Source organism: Streptomyces venetus (genome assembly GCF_039540295.1).
Classification (GTDB): Bacteria; Actinomycetota; Actinomycetes; order Streptomycetales; family Streptomycetaceae; genus Streptomyces; species Streptomyces venetus.
The window spans coordinates 142045-156779 of record NZ_BAABET010000012.1 but is presented as its reverse complement, the minus strand read 5'-3'; the positions used below and the strand labels follow the sequence as shown (position 1 = coordinate 156779).

Below are 14735 nucleotides of genomic sequence, written 5' to 3'. Positions count from 1 at the left end.
TGGTCCCAGGAGTCCAGGGACGGGTTGAGGGCGGAGGCCGCGAGGTCGGCGGCGGTGGCGAGGGCCAGGGGTGGGCAGTGGAGGTGGGCGGTGCACAGGGGGTGGGCCGGATCGGCCGCGCCCTCGGTGACCGCGTGGACCAGGGTGCGCAGGGCGTGCGGGTCGCCCTGGGCGGGCAGGACCTCCCCCACCGCCTCCCGCATCCGTGCGGCGACCGCGTCCGGCCCGCCCGCCGGCAGCGGGCCGCCGCGCGCCCGGGTGCCTGTCTCCAGGGCGTCGAGCACGATCTCCAGCAACGGCCTCAGGGCGTGCGGGCCTTCGGGGCCCGAGGAGAGGGGCGGCGTGCTCATGGGCTGTCTGTCCTCCGGGGCGCGGGGCGGTGCGCCCGGACAGCCCAACGACCGGATGCGGGAGGAGGTACTTCTGTCCGGGGAAAACCGGCCCCGGAATCACCCGGCGCGGACCGTCAGGCCCTGAAGTCGTCCGCGTGGTCCTCGGCCCAGACCGCGAAGGGACGGGCCGGGCGGCCGGTGATCTCCCCTACTGTGCCGGTGATCTCCGGCGGTACGCCGACCGTGGCGGCGAAGGACTTCAGCAGGGCCTGGAGCATCTCCGGCGGGACGTGCGGGAACAACTCCGCCGCGGCCTCGTCCGGTGCGACTTCGGTGAAGTCGAGCTCGCGGCCGAGAGCCTTGCCGATCGCGGCGACCTGCCCGGCGTTGGTGATCGCCTCGGGTCCGGTGAGGCGGTGGGCGGCGCCCACGTGGCCGTCGTCCAGGAGGGCGCGTTCGGCGACGGCGGCGATGTCGTCCTCGTGGATCGGTGCGGCCTGGCCGTCGGCGAAGACACCGCGGACGGTGTCGCCGGCGCGGATCTGCGGGGCCCACTGGAAGGCGTTGGTGGCGAACGCGTTGGGGCGCAGGAAGGTCCATGTCAGGCCGCTGTCGCGGACGTGGCGTTCGGCCGTGGCGTGCATGACGTGGATGGGGTGGGACTCGTCGGCGCCCGAGTCGATGATCCCGGAGGACAGCAGGACCACGTGGCGCACTCCGGCGGCCCGGGCCGCGTCCAGGAGGCGTGGGGTGTGCTCGCCGCCCGCCTGGACGTAGAGGAACAGCTCGGTGGCGCCCTCGAACAGGCCGTCCGGTTCGGCGGGGTCGAGCCGGACGGTCTCGACGCCGGCGGGCAGGCGGGCCCGGCCCGGGTCGCGGGTCAGTGCCCGCACGGGCCGGCCGGCGGCGACGAGGCGTTCGACCAGGGCACGGCCGATGTTTCCGGTGGGACCGGTCACTGCGATCACGAAGGGGCTCCTCGGGTTGGGTCGTCTGCTGTCCTGCCCGAGGCTAGGAAGCGCGGCCCGTCCACCGCATCGGCGGCAGGTACGAGCCGCGCCTGCCGCGCCCTACGTCTCCGGTCCTAGGCCTGCTCCTGCCCCTGCTGGACCCGCAACGCCCTTGCCAGGTCGTCGAGTTGGTCGATGAGCTTGCGGCGCAGTGCCGGGATCGGTCCGGCGTCGTCGCGCAGGCACTGTTCGCCGAGCCGGAGGGTCTCCGGGTCGACGGCGTGGGCGGGGAAGGCCCAGCGTCCGGCGGCGTCGGCGAGGGCGGGGCCCCGGCGGGCGGCGAGGGCGACCGCGTCCGGGTAGTAGCGCGGCACGTAGGCGTGGACCAGGTCGGCCTGTTCGGGCTGCCAGAAGCCCTGGGCGGTGGCGGTGAAGAGGTAGGCGGACAGCTCGTCGGAGCCGAACATGGCCTGCCAGGCGCGGGACTTGGCCTCCGGGTCGGGCAGGGCGGCCCGGCAGCGGGCGGCGCCTTCCTGGCCGGTGGCGCTCGGGTCGCGTTCCAGTTCGGCGGCGATGGCGGCCTCGTCGGTGGCGCCGAGGACGGCGAGCCGTGCGAGGACGCGCCAGCGCAGCTCGGGGTCGAGCTCGGGGCCGCCGGGGACGGTGCCGTCGGCGAGCCAGGCGGCGATGGTGTCGGGGTGGGCGGCGACGTCGATGCGGTGGCGTACGGCGATCAGGCGCAGGCCGGGGTTGTCGCCGTCCTCGGTGCGGCGGATGAGGTCGCGGCACAGTTCGGAGAGGGTGGCGAGCGCGGCGGGCCGCTCGGCGGGTGTGACGTAGCGGTCGGCGATGTACGTGGACGCGAAGGCGAGCACGCCCTGGACGATGGCGAGGTCCGTCTCCAGCGGGAGGTGGGCCCGGGCGGTCTCCAGGTAGGCGGCGGGGGCGAGTTCGCCGTCGCGGACGGCGTCGCGCAGGGCGTTCCAGACGACGGCGCGGGTGAGTGGTTCGGGCAGGCCGGACAGGTCCTTGCGGACGGTCTCGAAGGACTCGGAGTCGAAGCGGACCTTGGCGTAGCTGAGGTCGCCGTCGTTGAGGAGGAGCAGTGCCGGGCGCTTGCCGATGGGGTGGGCGCCCTTCTGCGGCAGGTCGAGGTCGAGGCGTTCGCGCAGGACGAGCTGCCCGCCGTCGTCGCCGAGGTCGCGGTCGTACAGGCCGGCGGAGATGCGGTGCGGGCGGCTGCCGGTCCGTTCGGCGGTGAGGGTGCAGGTGCCGTGCTCGCCGGGTGCGATGTGCGGGGTGAGGGTGTCGACGCCGGTGGTGCGCAGCCAGGCGTCGGCCCAGGCGTGCACGTCGCGGTCGGTGGCGCCGGCGAGGTTGTCGATGAAGTCGGCGAGGGTGGCGTTGCCGAACTTGTGCCGGGCGAAGTGGGTGTTGATGCCGGCGAGGAAGTCCTTCTCGCCGAGCCAGGCGACCAGTTGGCGCAGCGCGCTGGCGCCCTTGGCGTAGGAGATGCCGTCGAAGTTCAGCAGGGCGGAGGCGGTGTCGTCGACCGCCTCGGGTGCGACGGGGTGGGTGGAGGGGCGCTGGTCGGCGTCGTAGCCCCAGGCTTTGCGGGTGACGCCGAAGTCGGTCCAGGTGTCGGTGAAGCGGGTGGCTTCGGTGAGGGTCTGGTAGCCCATGTACTCGGCGAAGGACTCGTTCAGCCAGATGTCGTCCCACCACTTGAGGGTGACGAGGTCGCCGAACCACATGTGGGCCATCTCGTGGGCGACGACCATGGCGCGGGTCTGGCGTTCGGTGTCGGTGACGGCGGAGCGGTAGACGAACTCGTCGCGGAAGGTGACCAGTCCGGGGTTCTCCATGGCGCCCGCGTTGAACTCGGGGACGAAGGCCTGGTCGTAGGAGTCGAAGGGGTAGGGCTCGTCGAACTTCTCGTGGTAGCGCTCGAAGCAGGCGCGGGTGACGTCGAGGAGTTCGTCGGCGTCGTCGTCCAGGTGGGGTGCGAGGGAGCGGCGGCAGTGCAGGCCGAAGGGCAGGCCGCGGTGTTCGGTGCGCACCGAGTGCCAGGGGCCGGCGGCGACGGCGACGAGGTAGGTGGAGATCTTCGGGGTGGGTGCGGCGGTCCAGAGGCCGTCGGCGTGGGTGGTGACGCCGTTGGCGAGGACGGTCCAGCCCTGGGGGGCTGTGACGGACAGGTCGAAGACGGCTTTGAGGTCGGGCTGGTCGAAGGCGGCGAAGACGCGCTGGACGTCGTCCATGAACAGTTGGGTGTAGACGTAGGTCTCGCCGTCGGTGGGGTCGGTGAAGCGGTGCATGCCCTCGCCGGTGCGGGAGTAGCGCATGCGGGCGTCCAGGCGGAGTTCGTGCTCGCCGGCGGTGAGGTTCTTCAGGGGCAGCCGGTTGCCGTCCAGGGTGTCCGGGTCCAGGGGGTGTCCGTCGAGGGTGGCGGAGCGCAGTTCGGCGGGCCTGAGCTCGACGAAGGTGTCGCCGTCCGTGCGGGCGCCGAACCTGATCAGAGTGCGGGAGTCGAAGGTCTCGTCCCCGGTGGTCAGATCGAGTTCGATCGTGTAGCGGTGGACGTCGAGGAGCTCTGCTCGGGTCTGCGCTTCGTCGCGCGTCAGTACGGACATGCGTGCCATGCTGCCTGATGGCACCGGCAAGGCACAGAGGCGGATCGGTACGAGCCCGGTGCCCGGTCTATGTGCGGTCTTTTTCGAGCTCCCCGGCGTGCGCCCCCAGGGGGCGCTGGGGCGGCACGAGCGTGTCGGGGCGGTGCGGCGCGGGGCGCGGCGGGCGTGCCGCGGCTTCGGTGTGCTCCCGGACGACGGCGCGCAGCCTGTGTACCTCGCGCTCCAGGGCGAGGTGGCGCCGGTGGGCGTCGAAGAGGTAGCGGACCTTGGTGCGCAGGGCCCAGGGGTCGACGGGTTTCATGACGAGGTCGGCGACGCCGAGGCCGAAGGCGGCGGTGGTCAGTTCGTGGTCGGCGCCGAAACCGGTGAGCAGGATCACCGGGATGTGCTGGGTCTGTTCGACGCGGCGCATGTAGCGCACGACCTCCAGTCCGCTGACGCCGGGCATGCGCACGTCCAGCAGCAGCAGGCCGACCTGGCCGCGGAGCACCTGTTTGAGCGCCTCGTCGCCGCTGGTGGCCCGGCTGAGCAGGTAGCCCAGCGGGGCCAGGGCGCTCTCCAGCGCGTACAGCGTGTCCTCGTGGTCGTCGACGATGAGGATCCTGGTATCCGACGGCATGGCCCGACGCCCCTCCCTCGTGGAGGACCAGAGTAAGTCCGGGACGCTGACGCGCAGTGCTCGTCAGCTGACATGCTGTGCTCAGCGCAGCATGCCCCGCGCGGGCCGTCGTGTCACTCCCTCGGGGAAGGGTCGTCCGGGGTCAGTTGCCGCCGGGTGTGGTGCCGTTGAGTGTTTCGTCGGCGATGCGCTCGTGGTGGCGGATGACCTCGGCGACGATGAAGTTCAGGAACTTCTCCGCGAAGGCCGGGTCCAGTTTGGCGTCCTCGGCGAGTGCGCGCAGCCGGGCGATCTGGCGGCCCTCGCGGGCCGGGTCGGCGGGCGGCAGCTGGTGTTCGGCCTTGAGGTGGCCGACCTGCTGGGTGGCCTTGAAGCGCTCGGCGAGCATGTGGACGACGGCGGCGTCGATGTTGTCGATGCTGTCGCGCAGGCGGGCGAGTTCCTCGCGGACGGCGGGGTCCACGTCGCCCGTGCCGGTGTTGCTGGTGGTCATGGGGCGTCAGCCTACGGGGCGGAGCCCTGGCGGCCGTGGGTCGTCTCACCAGTCGGCGCCGCTCAGCGACCGGTTTTCGGGTGGGCGGTGCGGTCCGGTGGCCGTCACACTTTCGTACAGTGGAACCGGGTTCAGGGGCGTCTTGGGGGTGAGGCGTGGCGAACGACGGGCCGGTCGAGCACGGCTACCCGCATCTGGAGACGGTGCGGGCGGCCGTCACGGCGCTGTACAAGAGGCTGTCGTACGACACGATCCAGACGTTCGCGACCAGCGTGCTCCCCGCCGACGTGGCGTTCTGCGACACCGACGACCTGTATCTGGGGGCGCAGCGGGTGGCGCACGAGCTGGTGCGGCACTACCGGCTGCCGGACGCCCGGCTGGTCGTGAGCTTCCGGGAGATGCGGCACGCGGCGAACGTCGAGCTCGCGGCCGGGCCGGAGTACTTCGTGGAGCTGAACGACCGGTTCCGTACGCATCGGCGGGACATCGGGGCGGCCCTCGCCCATGAGGTGATGCACGTGTACCTGCACCGCCTGGATCTCTCCTTCACCGGCGTCCGGGACAACGAGATCCTCACGGACACGGCGACGACGTACCTCGGGGCGGGCTGGCTGCTGCTGGACGCGTACCGGGAGGACGGGGCGTCGTCGCAGAAGCTGGGGTATCTCACGCCGGAGGAGTTCGGGTACGTGCTGGCCAAGCGGGCGCTGCTCTTCGGGGAGGACCCGTCGGTGTGGTTCACCAGTCCGCAGGCGTACACGGCGTACGTCAAGGGCATGACGCTGGCGCGCCGTGACGGGCAGGAGCCGCCGCTGACGGCGGCGGGGTGGGCGGGGCGGCGGCGCTACGCCCGGGACCGGCGGCACGCGCCGGCCGGGCCGCCGCAGCCGGGCGTGCGGTACCGGTTCTCCCCCGACGAGGACGGGCGGTTGCGGGTCTCGTTTCCCTGTCCGACCTGTCATCAGCGGATCAGGGTGCCGGTGCGGGGCAGGGTCCGGGCGCGGTGCGCGTTGTGCGGGAGCGTGCTGGAGTGCGACACGTGAGCGGCTTGAGGAGCGTGCCGGGGGGCGGCACGTGAGCGGCTTGAGGAGCGTGCCGGGGAGCGGCACTGGGTGGCTGTGTGACCTCGGCGGCTGCGTCAGTGCCGCTGATCGCCTTCGGTGATCTCCCGGTACTCCTCGACCGTCGGTTTCTCGATCCGCGCGTCGGGTCCGAACATGGCCTTGGCCAGCCGGGCGCGCAGTCGCTCGGACCGTTTGACCTTGCGTCGCACGCCGGCCGCGTCGAACTCGGGCTCCATCTCGTACGGCGGGTTCTGCTCGTGCTGGGTGAGGGTGAACAGCCGGGACTGCGGGAGCGGCTCGTGCACCTCGGTGTACTCGCCGTTCGGCATCCGCCGGATGGTGCCGGTCTCCCTGCCGTGCAGCACGGTGGCGCGGTCGCGGCGCTGGAGGCTCATGCAGATCTTCTTCGTGACGACGAAGGCGGCGACGGGCAGCACGAACGCGCCGATCCGCACGAACCAGGTGATCACGTTGATGGACAGGTGCAGGTGCGTGGCCACGATGTCGTTGCCGCCGCCGATCAGCAGCACCGCGTACAGGGTCAGCCAGGCCATGCCCAGTCCGGTGCGCACGGGCGCGTTGCGCGGCCGGTCCAGGATGTGGTGCTCGCGTCTGTCGCCGGTGATCCACGCCTCGACGAAGGGGTAGACACCGAGGGCGAGCAGGACCAGCGGGAACAGCGCGAAGGGGATGAACACGCCGAGCACGAGCGTGTGGCCCCAGAGGTTGATCTCCCATCCCGGCATCACCCGGATCAGACCCTCGGAGAAGCCGAGGTACCAGTCGGGCTGGGCGCCCGTGGTGACGAGGTCGGGTCTGTAGGGGCCGAACGCCCACACGGGGTTGATCTGGGCGAGCGCGCCCATGACGGTCAGGACACCGAAGACGAGGAAGAAGAAGCCGCCCGCCTTGGCCATGTAGACCGGCAGGAAGGGCATGCCGACGACCGACCGTTCCTTGCGTCCGGGGCCCGGGAACTGGGTGTGCTTGTGGTAGAAGACCAGGATCAGGTGGGCGGTCACCAGGGCCAGCATGATCCCGGGCAGCAGCAGGATGTGGACGGGGTACAGCCGCGAGATGATGTCGTGCCCCGGGAACTCCCCGCCGAAGAGGAAGAACGACAGGTACGTCCCGACGATCGGGATCGACAGGATCGCGCCCTGGGCGAAGCGGATGCCGGTGCCGGAGAGCAGGTCGTCGGGGAGGGAGTAGCCGGTCAGGCCGGTGATGATGCCGAGTACCAGCAGGGTCCAGCCGAAGACCCAGTTGAGCTCGCGCGGTTTGCGGAAGGCGCCCGTGAAGAACACCCGCATCATGTGCACCAGCATGCCGGTGATGAAGACCAGCGCCGCCCAGTGGTGGATCTGCCGGATCAGCAGCCCGCCGCGCACGTCGAAGCTGATGTCCAGCGTCGACTCGAACGCCTTGGACATGGGCACGCCGTTGAGCCGTGTGTAGGAGCCGTGGTAGACGACCTCCTGCATGCTGGGTTCGAAGAACAGGGTGAGGTAGACACCGGTGAGGATCAGGACGACGAAGCTGTAGAGGGTGACCTCGCCCAGCATGAAGGACCAGTGGTCCGGGAAGACCTTGCGCATGTTGGCCCTGGCCAGCGCGTACAGCCCGAGTCGCCCGTCCGCCCAGTCGGCGAGCTTCTCGCCCTTGCCGGTGGGTGGTCTCCTGTGGGCGGAGCCCGTCCCGTGGGCCCGTCGTGCGCCGTCGTCGCCCATACGTCGTCGCCTCCACGTGGGATCCATCCCAGCGTGGCACGGCACGGCGGCGGCGCAAGCGCGGACGGGCGGCCGCTAGGCCGACGGCCGCACGATCCCCTGGGCCCGAGCGGCCGCCAGCCACGCCGGGAACTCGCCGACCAGCCGGTCGTACAGCTCGGCGTCCGGCACCTCGCGCGGGTCGTCGCCCGCGTGGAAGAACCCGGCGTTGTCCACGACCCGCTTGCCCGGTACGGCCAGCTCGTCGAGTCCTCGCAGGAAGTCGAACTGCTTGCTGCCCGGGTCGCCGAAGCCGATGAACTGCCAGAACAGCGGCAGCTTCGCCGCTTTGCACAGGTACCGCTCCGCGGCGAGCTTGCTGACGGGGCCGCCGTCGGTCTGGAACACGACCAGGGCGGGAGCCTCGGCCCCGCTGTCCAGGTAGTGGTCGATGACGGCGTCCATCGCCAGGTGGTAGCTGGTCCTGCCCATGTGGCCGAGCCCGGCGACGATCCGGTCGATCCGCCCCTGGTGGTCGGCCAGGGCGATCTCGGTCTCGGCGTCGACGTCGGTGGAGAAGAACACCACCGGCACCGTGCCGTCGTCGTCCAGGTGCGCCGACAGTCCCAGCACCCGGTCGGCCAGCGCCTGGACACTGCCGTCCTTGTAGTACGGCCGCATCGAGCCGGAGTGGTCGACCACGAGGTAGACCGCGGCCCGCAGCCCGTCCAGCCCGTGCTTCGTGAGGGACACTCCGGCGCTCTTGTAGAGGTTCACCAGCGCGGGAGCGGTCTCCTGCACCTTGCTCAGACTGATCGCGGCCATACGCGCCCCCTCGTTCACGGCACCGGCCGTGGATCACCGGGGCCGCCCCGAGAGTACGGCAAACGGAGACGCACACGGCGCCCGCTCTGCGATGATTGCCTGCTCATGGCATGAGGGGGGACGAGTGGATTCGGGGCGTGCCGAGGCTGCTGAAACGGGGAAGCGGCGGGCGTTGGTGGTCGGGGTGGGGCGGACTCCCGCGCTGGAGAAGGACGAGCGCCTCGCCCGGCGCTTCCCGGTCCTCGACAGCGCTGCCGAGGACGTCGAGCTGGTGAGCCGTGCGCTGCGTCAGTCGCACTACGACGTACGGGCCTTGCACGACCCGGGCGGCTTCGAGCTGCTGGGTGCCCTCCAGGAGTTCTTCGACGCATGCTCCCCGGGCGACACCGCGTTCCTCTACATCTCCTGTCACGGCTCGACCGTCGGCAACCGGGACCATCTCCTGCCCGCCGACGTGCAGCCGGGCCGCGCGGACCCGGCGGGTGGCCGGTCCCTGCTCGCCCGCACCCTCATACCCGCCGATCCCGAGGGCCTGCTCGACGGGCTGCCCCGCGGCGTGACCACGGTCATGTGCCTGGACACCTGCCGCACCGAGGAGCCCACGCGCCAGGCCGAGCAGGGCAGGACGGCGGTGCTCTCGGCCGCCGAGGACGTGTACTGGCTCTACAGCTGCAGCCGCGGCGAGCGCTCCTACGCCGACCCCCAGGAAGGCAGCTGGTTCGGCCGTGCCCTCGCCAAGGCGCTCGCCCCGACGACCCAGCCGACCACCTTCGCCGACCTCGTCCGGTACACGCGGGACGCCGTGCGCAGGAACGCCTCCGACGCCGGGGTGAGGCCGCCCACCGTCGAGCGGTACTTCCCGCACGGGCGGAACGCGGACGGGCCCGGGCCCGAGCTGTGCGAGGGCGCGCAGGAGGTGCAGCGGTGGACCACCATGATCGACCGGTCGTGCCTGTGGCGGTACACGTCGGGCGGCGCCGTCCACGAGCGGGTCAAGAAGCGGCTCGGCGAGCTCGTGGAGCGCATCGCGGACTCCCTGGCCACCGAGGGGGCGCACCGGGACGACCCGTGGACCGATCCCACGTATCCGGTCCGCGTGGTCGCGCAGGTCGAGGCGCTGGTGAAGCGGGCCGGGCTGGAGGGACGTGACCTGCTCTCACCCGCCGAGACGGCGGCGCTGCTCGCCGCGCCCGTCGTGCAGGAGGGCATCATCGCCGTCGCTCTGGAGGAGCTGCGCCGCACGATGCCCGAGGGCATGGACGTCAAGGGCGCCGCGGACGACACCCTCGAAGGCCACGAGCGCCTCGTGCGGGACGCCGCGCACGACGTGGCCCGCGCCCACTCCCAGGTCCGGCGCACCGTCGCTACCCTGCGCCGCCGGGGTCTCAAGGAGCAGACGGCGGCAGCGGACCACTGGCTGCGGCACCGCTTCATCACCGACTGGGACCTGCTCTGGGAACGCACCGGTGACTATCCGGCCGTGGACACGATCCTCGACCTGCTGGTCAGCGCGATCCTGGACGCGGCCGCCGACCCCTCGGGAACACCGGCCCGGGAGGCGACCAGGCTCGGTGTCGACGGACAGTTGCGCCAGGTCCTCGGCCATCTCACGGTCCATCCCAGTACCAGCCCGCGTATCAACGACGCGCGCGGCGGCGACGACTGGAACACCTACCCGCCGGTGCCCGGGAACCAGTGGCGCGCCCCGGACCTCGCCCGGCTGCTGTGGACGGCCGGCCTCCAGGCCGCCGATCCGCGCCGGATGTCGAGCGTCCTCGTGGACCACCTCGGCGCCCACGAGCCCCTGGACCCGGCCGAGGTGGTCGCCGCCCTGTCGGCCGACTTCGGCTACGACGTGACGCCCCTGGGCGAGGACGACCGCGCCTACGAGCTCACCGTCCGCTTCCCCTGCCCCCACCCGGCGCTGCACGTCGCGGTCGAGGAGCTCGCCGCTCGGACGAACGCGACCGTGTGTTCCCTGCACCAGGAGTGGCAGAAGCAGCGCACGACGCCGCCGCCCCTGCTGCGCGGCCTCCCCGAGCGCGTCACGTGTGAACAGCTGGTGCCCGTGGCCGAACGCTACAAGCAGCCCCTGGAACGCTTCCGGCTGGCCGAGGACGAGATCCGGCCGCTGCTGATGGGCACCCAGCTCTACGGCGACCCGATGCTGGCGGTGCGTGAGCTCTACCAGAACGCCCTGGACGCCTGCCGTTACCGCGACATGCGCCGCCGGTACGGCGCGACACAGGGGCGGCCCGGGCCCGACTGGCAGCCGAAGATCACGTTCACGCAGGGCTGGGACGCCGAGGGCCGGCCCTACATCGAGTGCACGGACAACGGCTCCGGCATGAACCGCGCCAAGCTGACCTCGATGTTCGCCCGGGCCGGCAAGCGGTACGAGCAGGATCCGGAGTTCGTCCAGGAGCGCCGCAACTGGCGGCGCGCCGAGCTGGGCGAGATGCCCCTCAACTCCCGCTTCGGCATCGGTGTGTTCAGTTACTTCATGCTGGCCGAGGAGGTGGTGGTCTGGACGAGTCCGGTGGACCACTACGGCCGTGCGCCGCAGCTGGATCCGCTGCGGGCCGACATCCAGTCCGGGTCGGGGCTGCTGCGGGTCAGCGAGGATCCGCATGTGGCGCTGGACGGGGGGACTCGGGTGCGGCTGTATCTGGGCGACGACTCCGCCGTCCCGCCCTCGTTGGTGGACACGCTGGAGTCCTTCCTCTGGGTGGCGGACTTCGAGGTGGAGGCACGGGAGTTCACCAGGGACGATGCCCGGGCGGTCGTACGGCACCGGCGCTGGGAGCCGGAGGCCCTGACGCCTCCGACCCCCAAGCCCTGGTTCGGCGACGCCGTTCAGGGGGCTCGCGACGTCTGGCTGGTGCAGGGGGGCGGGGGGTGGCTGCTGGACGGAGTCGTCATCAAGGACGCGCCCGAGGCCTACGGCCACATCGTCAATCTGCGGGAGCGGCATCGGCCGGAGCCCAGCGTGGATCGGAACAGTCTGGTCTCCTTCGACGAGGAGGCCGTCATGGCCGAGATCCTGGCGGCCGCGCCGAGAGCCGCGGCGCGGTGGAAGACGGTTGTCCTGTCGTGGCTGTGGGAACTCGCCGAGAAGGCGCCCCGGCTGTCCCTGGCCGTGCTCGGCTCGCTGCCGGACGACGCCATGGCCGTCATCCTTCCCACAGGCGCTGCGCGTCACCAGTCCCTGCCGCGGACTGTGCCCCTGGCGACCGCGGGGTGCCTGCCCATGGACGAGAGCGCCGGGGCCAACCCAGGGTCCTGGCGCGGGTTGCTCGGCGAGTACCAGAGCGTCATCGCCAAGGAGTGGCAGAAGACGCGGCTGGCTCTCCATCAGGAAGGCAGGAGCTTCCAGCCGCCCGGGTACCCCAGGCCGGTCGGCATCGACGCGATCCTCTTCCCGAAGGAGCACGGCTCATCCGGGTGGGACAGGGTGCTGCGCGCGGCACACCTGACGCACCTGCCGCTGTCGGAGCCCCTCAAGGCCCTCCGTCGCTACGGGATCCTGGGCATGGAGGTTCCCGCCACGACGGACATCCGCGGGACCCGGACGATCCTCCCCACCACTGAGATGGTGGAGCTGTCCGCGATGTTCCGGGTCATGCGACGTGCGAGCTCCCAGGAGCAGCCGGCGCTGCATGCCCCACTGCTGCTGATCGCCGCGCGGCACCGTCTGCGGCTCGCGGAGGCGGTCGCGATCCTGGAGCAGCTCAGGCGCTGGCAACCCGAACTACCGCCGCCGCCCGACCTGGACGCGGATCTGGCCGCCGAGATTCCCACCCGCGGTGACGCGGCCCTGCTGGTGAGCAACGAACTGGACGAGCAACTGCACCTGTGGCCCGGCGAGCTGGGCATCATCGATCTGCTGATCCGGGCCGACCCGGACACGTCGCTCAGCGACCTGGCGGCCCGCGTCCGGCGTTTCGAGCCCCTCGGCTTCGCCCTGCGGGAAGACCCGTCGCCGGCGGCCGTCGAGCACGGCCCGCTCAGCGCCCTGGAGCGTCCCCTGTTCGCCCGGCCGGGCAGCAGCCCGTACGAGACCGGTTGGCATGGCGACGATCTCGGGATCACCGATCTGCTTCTGCTGGCGTCGGAGTCACAGACTCCGCCCGGTGAGGTGGCCGCGCGCGTGAACGCCCTCACGCCGGTGACCGGGGTCCGTGCCGTCCGACCGCCCGACGAGGTGGCCGACTGGGTGCCCTCACCGCTGGCGAGCCAGGTACTCTCCGCGATCAGTCGCCGCCACGGGACCATCTCGCCCTGGGAGTTCATCAGACTCGTCACGCGCCGGACCGGCCGTCCCTCTGACCTGTCGGCTCGGACGGGCAGCGACCTCGACGAAGCCGACGCGATCCTGCGGCGTCTGAACGCGGCCGGCCTCCTCGCCGCGTCCTTCGACGGCCGCATCGACATGACCGTCCGGCAGCTGGCGGTCTGGGACCACCCTCTGATGCGCGAAACCCCCATCGGCACGACCGGCCGGGATCTGGACGAGCGGGGGGCGACCCTTCCCGTCCTCGTCCGGCTCAGCAACAGGGAGCGGCGCCCCATCGGCGACCTCGTGCGGCAGCTCACCGGTGAGGACCAGATCCTGCCGATCACGGTCGAACAGCCCGATCCGGCGGTGCTGGACCTGCAACCGACCCCCCATGACGTCCATGTGCTCCTGCCGCAGGGAGCCGGCGGATTCCGGCCCCGACTCGAGATCCGGCCGCTGCTCCACCACGCCTACTACACGCGCCGTACGCTGGCCGACTCCCTCGAGCGCCTCTCCCTTTTCGTCCCGCTCGGCGCTCCCGCGCCCCCGTGCGATCCCGACGCCCCCGAGTTCGTCGCCGTACGGGACCGCAAACCGGATCTGTTCGACCTCGCCGCCTTCAGCCGGGGTCTCCTCGGCCTCGACGACGATTCCCACGCCCTCGGCCCCCTCGAACTCGTCCGCACAGCCGGCCGCTTCGACTGGTCCCTCGGCAAGACCTACGACCGCTACGCCCCCTTCGCCTGCCTCGGCCTGGACGTCACCGTCCGCAGACCCGACGGCGAGGTGGCCGATCGCGTTCCCGACTGGCAGGACCTGATCATCCTCACCGAACAGCTCACCGGCCGGGCCCCCGCCCTGTCCGGCACGGTCCCCCAGGATCACATCACCCTCTGCGCGGAGGAGACGGACCTGCCGGAGACCGAGGTGCGTGCTCGGCTGGCCCGCTACGCGGACCTGTTCTCTTTCGAACTCCCTCACCTGGAAGGCACCTCGGAGTGACGCCCCCGATCCCCTACGACCCCGACGCCGTCCACGGCCCCGTCCTCACCTTCCGGTGGGTCATGCGCAGGAACGGCGACGACGCCGCGTACGAGGCCTCCGGGACCTGCCCGGTCTGCACCTGCCCGATGACGAGGACCTGGACGTTCGGGCAGCCCCCGATCGCCAAGGGCGGCTTCTTCGGCCGGCGCGAGGAACCGGGGCCGGAGCCGTACTACACGGTGTGTCAGTGCCGCACGCTGCACATGAACCGTCCCGCGAGCGAACCCCGGGGCTGTGGTGCCCTGCTGACCATCGCGCCGCCGCCCGCGCCCGGCCACAGCGCAGGAGCGACCCCATGACCTTCACGCCCACGCCTCAGCAGCTCCGCGACGCGGACCGCCGGGGCCGCGAGACGGCCTCTCCGGACCGGCAGTTGCAGGCGGCGCTGCGGCAGGCGGAGGGGTACCGGAACTTCCTGGCCTCGCTCACCGGCCTGCTCACGGCCGTCTTCGTCCTCAAGGGCCAGGAGGACCTGAGCAAGCTGGCGGACACTCCGCGCTGGTGGGTGATCCGGCTGCTGATCGCCGGCTTCCTCGCCCTCGTCGCCGCCTCCTGGCTGGGCGTCGTCGCCGTGCACGGGCGGCCCGGTGAGGAGATCCTGCTGGAGGCGGGCAGGCTGCTGCGGTACGAGAGGAAGCGGACGAAGACCGTCTGGCTGCTCGTGGAGTGCGCCCGCTGGCTGGCCCTCGTCGGTGTCCTGTGCGTCGCCGCCGCCGTGATCGTCACGTGGGTCGCGCCCGGCGGCAAGTAGCGGAAAAGGCGACGGCGCCTGCCCGTTCGTCCGGTC

10 protein-coding genes are annotated in these 14735 nt (G+C 71.6%); 4 read left to right on the top strand and 6 right to left on the bottom strand.

What is annotated here, in order from left to right; translation table 11 throughout:
* Positions 1-466: 466 nt before the first annotated feature.
* The 4 genes from ABEA82_RS32920 to ABEA82_RS32905 form a co-directional block, all read right to left on the bottom strand.
* On the bottom strand, positions 467-1300 hold the full coding sequence (locus tag ABEA82_RS32920; protein ID WP_345665382.1) for an NAD(P)H-binding protein: 834 nt from the start codon (positions 1298-1300) through the stop codon (positions 467-469).
* Positions 1301-1416: 116 nt separating this feature from the next.
* Positions 1417-3915 carry an aminopeptidase N gene (pepN, locus tag ABEA82_RS32915; protein ID WP_345665381.1) on the bottom strand — a complete coding sequence of 833 codons (2499 nt, stop codon included), beginning with the start codon at positions 3913-3915 and terminating at the stop codon, positions 1417-1419.
* A gap of 67 nt (positions 3916-3982) precedes the next feature.
* Positions 3983-4534 (bottom strand): response regulator, encoded by a 552-nt coding sequence (locus ABEA82_RS32910; RefSeq protein WP_345665380.1) that lies wholly within the window; start codon positions 4532-4534, stop codon positions 3983-3985.
* A gap of 142 nt (positions 4535-4676) precedes the next feature.
* Positions 4677-5027 (bottom strand): chorismate mutase, encoded by a 351-nt coding sequence (locus tag ABEA82_RS32905; protein ID WP_345665379.1) that lies wholly within the window; start codon positions 5025-5027, stop codon positions 4677-4679.
* A 155-nt stretch (positions 5028-5182) separates the two neighbouring features.
* On the opposite strand from ABEA82_RS32905, the gene ABEA82_RS32900 reads away from it, so the two are divergent.
* On the top strand, positions 5183-6070 hold the full coding sequence (locus ABEA82_RS32900; RefSeq protein WP_345665378.1) for a hypothetical protein: 888 nt from the start codon (positions 5183-5185) through the stop codon (positions 6068-6070).
* Between the two features lie 95 nt (positions 6071-6165).
* Here the strand turns inward: ABEA82_RS32900 and qcrB are convergent, their stop codons facing one another.
* Together qcrB and ABEA82_RS32890 are read right to left on the bottom strand one after the other, a co-directional pair.
* The gene (gene qcrB / locus ABEA82_RS32895) at positions 6166-7821 is read right to left on the bottom strand and encodes a cytochrome bc1 complex cytochrome b subunit (protein WP_345665377.1); all 1656 of its coding nucleotides are present in this window, start codon (positions 7819-7821) and stop codon (positions 6166-6168) included.
* A 75-nt stretch (positions 7822-7896) separates the two neighbouring features.
* The gene (locus ABEA82_RS32890) at positions 7897-8625 is read right to left on the bottom strand and encodes a vWA domain-containing protein (RefSeq protein WP_345665376.1); all 729 of its coding nucleotides are present in this window, start codon (positions 8623-8625) and stop codon (positions 7897-7899) included.
* Between the two features lie 91 nt (positions 8626-8716).
* On the opposite strand from ABEA82_RS32890, the gene ABEA82_RS32885 reads away from it, so the two are divergent.
* Genes ABEA82_RS32885 through ABEA82_RS32875 form a run of 3 tightly spaced genes read left to right on the top strand, consistent with a single transcriptional unit; the run spans position 8717 to position 14699 of the window.
* The gene (locus ABEA82_RS32885) at positions 8717-13906 is read left to right on the top strand and encodes an HD domain-containing protein (RefSeq protein WP_345665375.1); all 5190 of its coding nucleotides are present in this window, start codon (positions 8717-8719) and stop codon (positions 13904-13906) included.
* Positions 13903-14247, top strand: a complete 345-nt coding sequence (locus tag ABEA82_RS32880; protein ID WP_345665374.1) for a hypothetical protein — start codon at positions 13903-13905, stop codon at positions 14245-14247. Before ABEA82_RS32885 ends, ABEA82_RS32880 begins: the two co-directional genes overlap by 4 nt.
* Positions 14244-14699 carry a hypothetical protein gene (locus tag ABEA82_RS32875; RefSeq protein ID WP_345665373.1) on the top strand — a complete coding sequence of 152 codons (456 nt, stop codon included), beginning with the start codon at positions 14244-14246 and terminating at the stop codon, positions 14697-14699. The genes ABEA82_RS32880 and ABEA82_RS32875 overlap by 4 nt, the downstream gene beginning before the upstream one ends.
* The last annotated feature ends 36 nt before the right edge of the window (positions 14700-14735 follow it).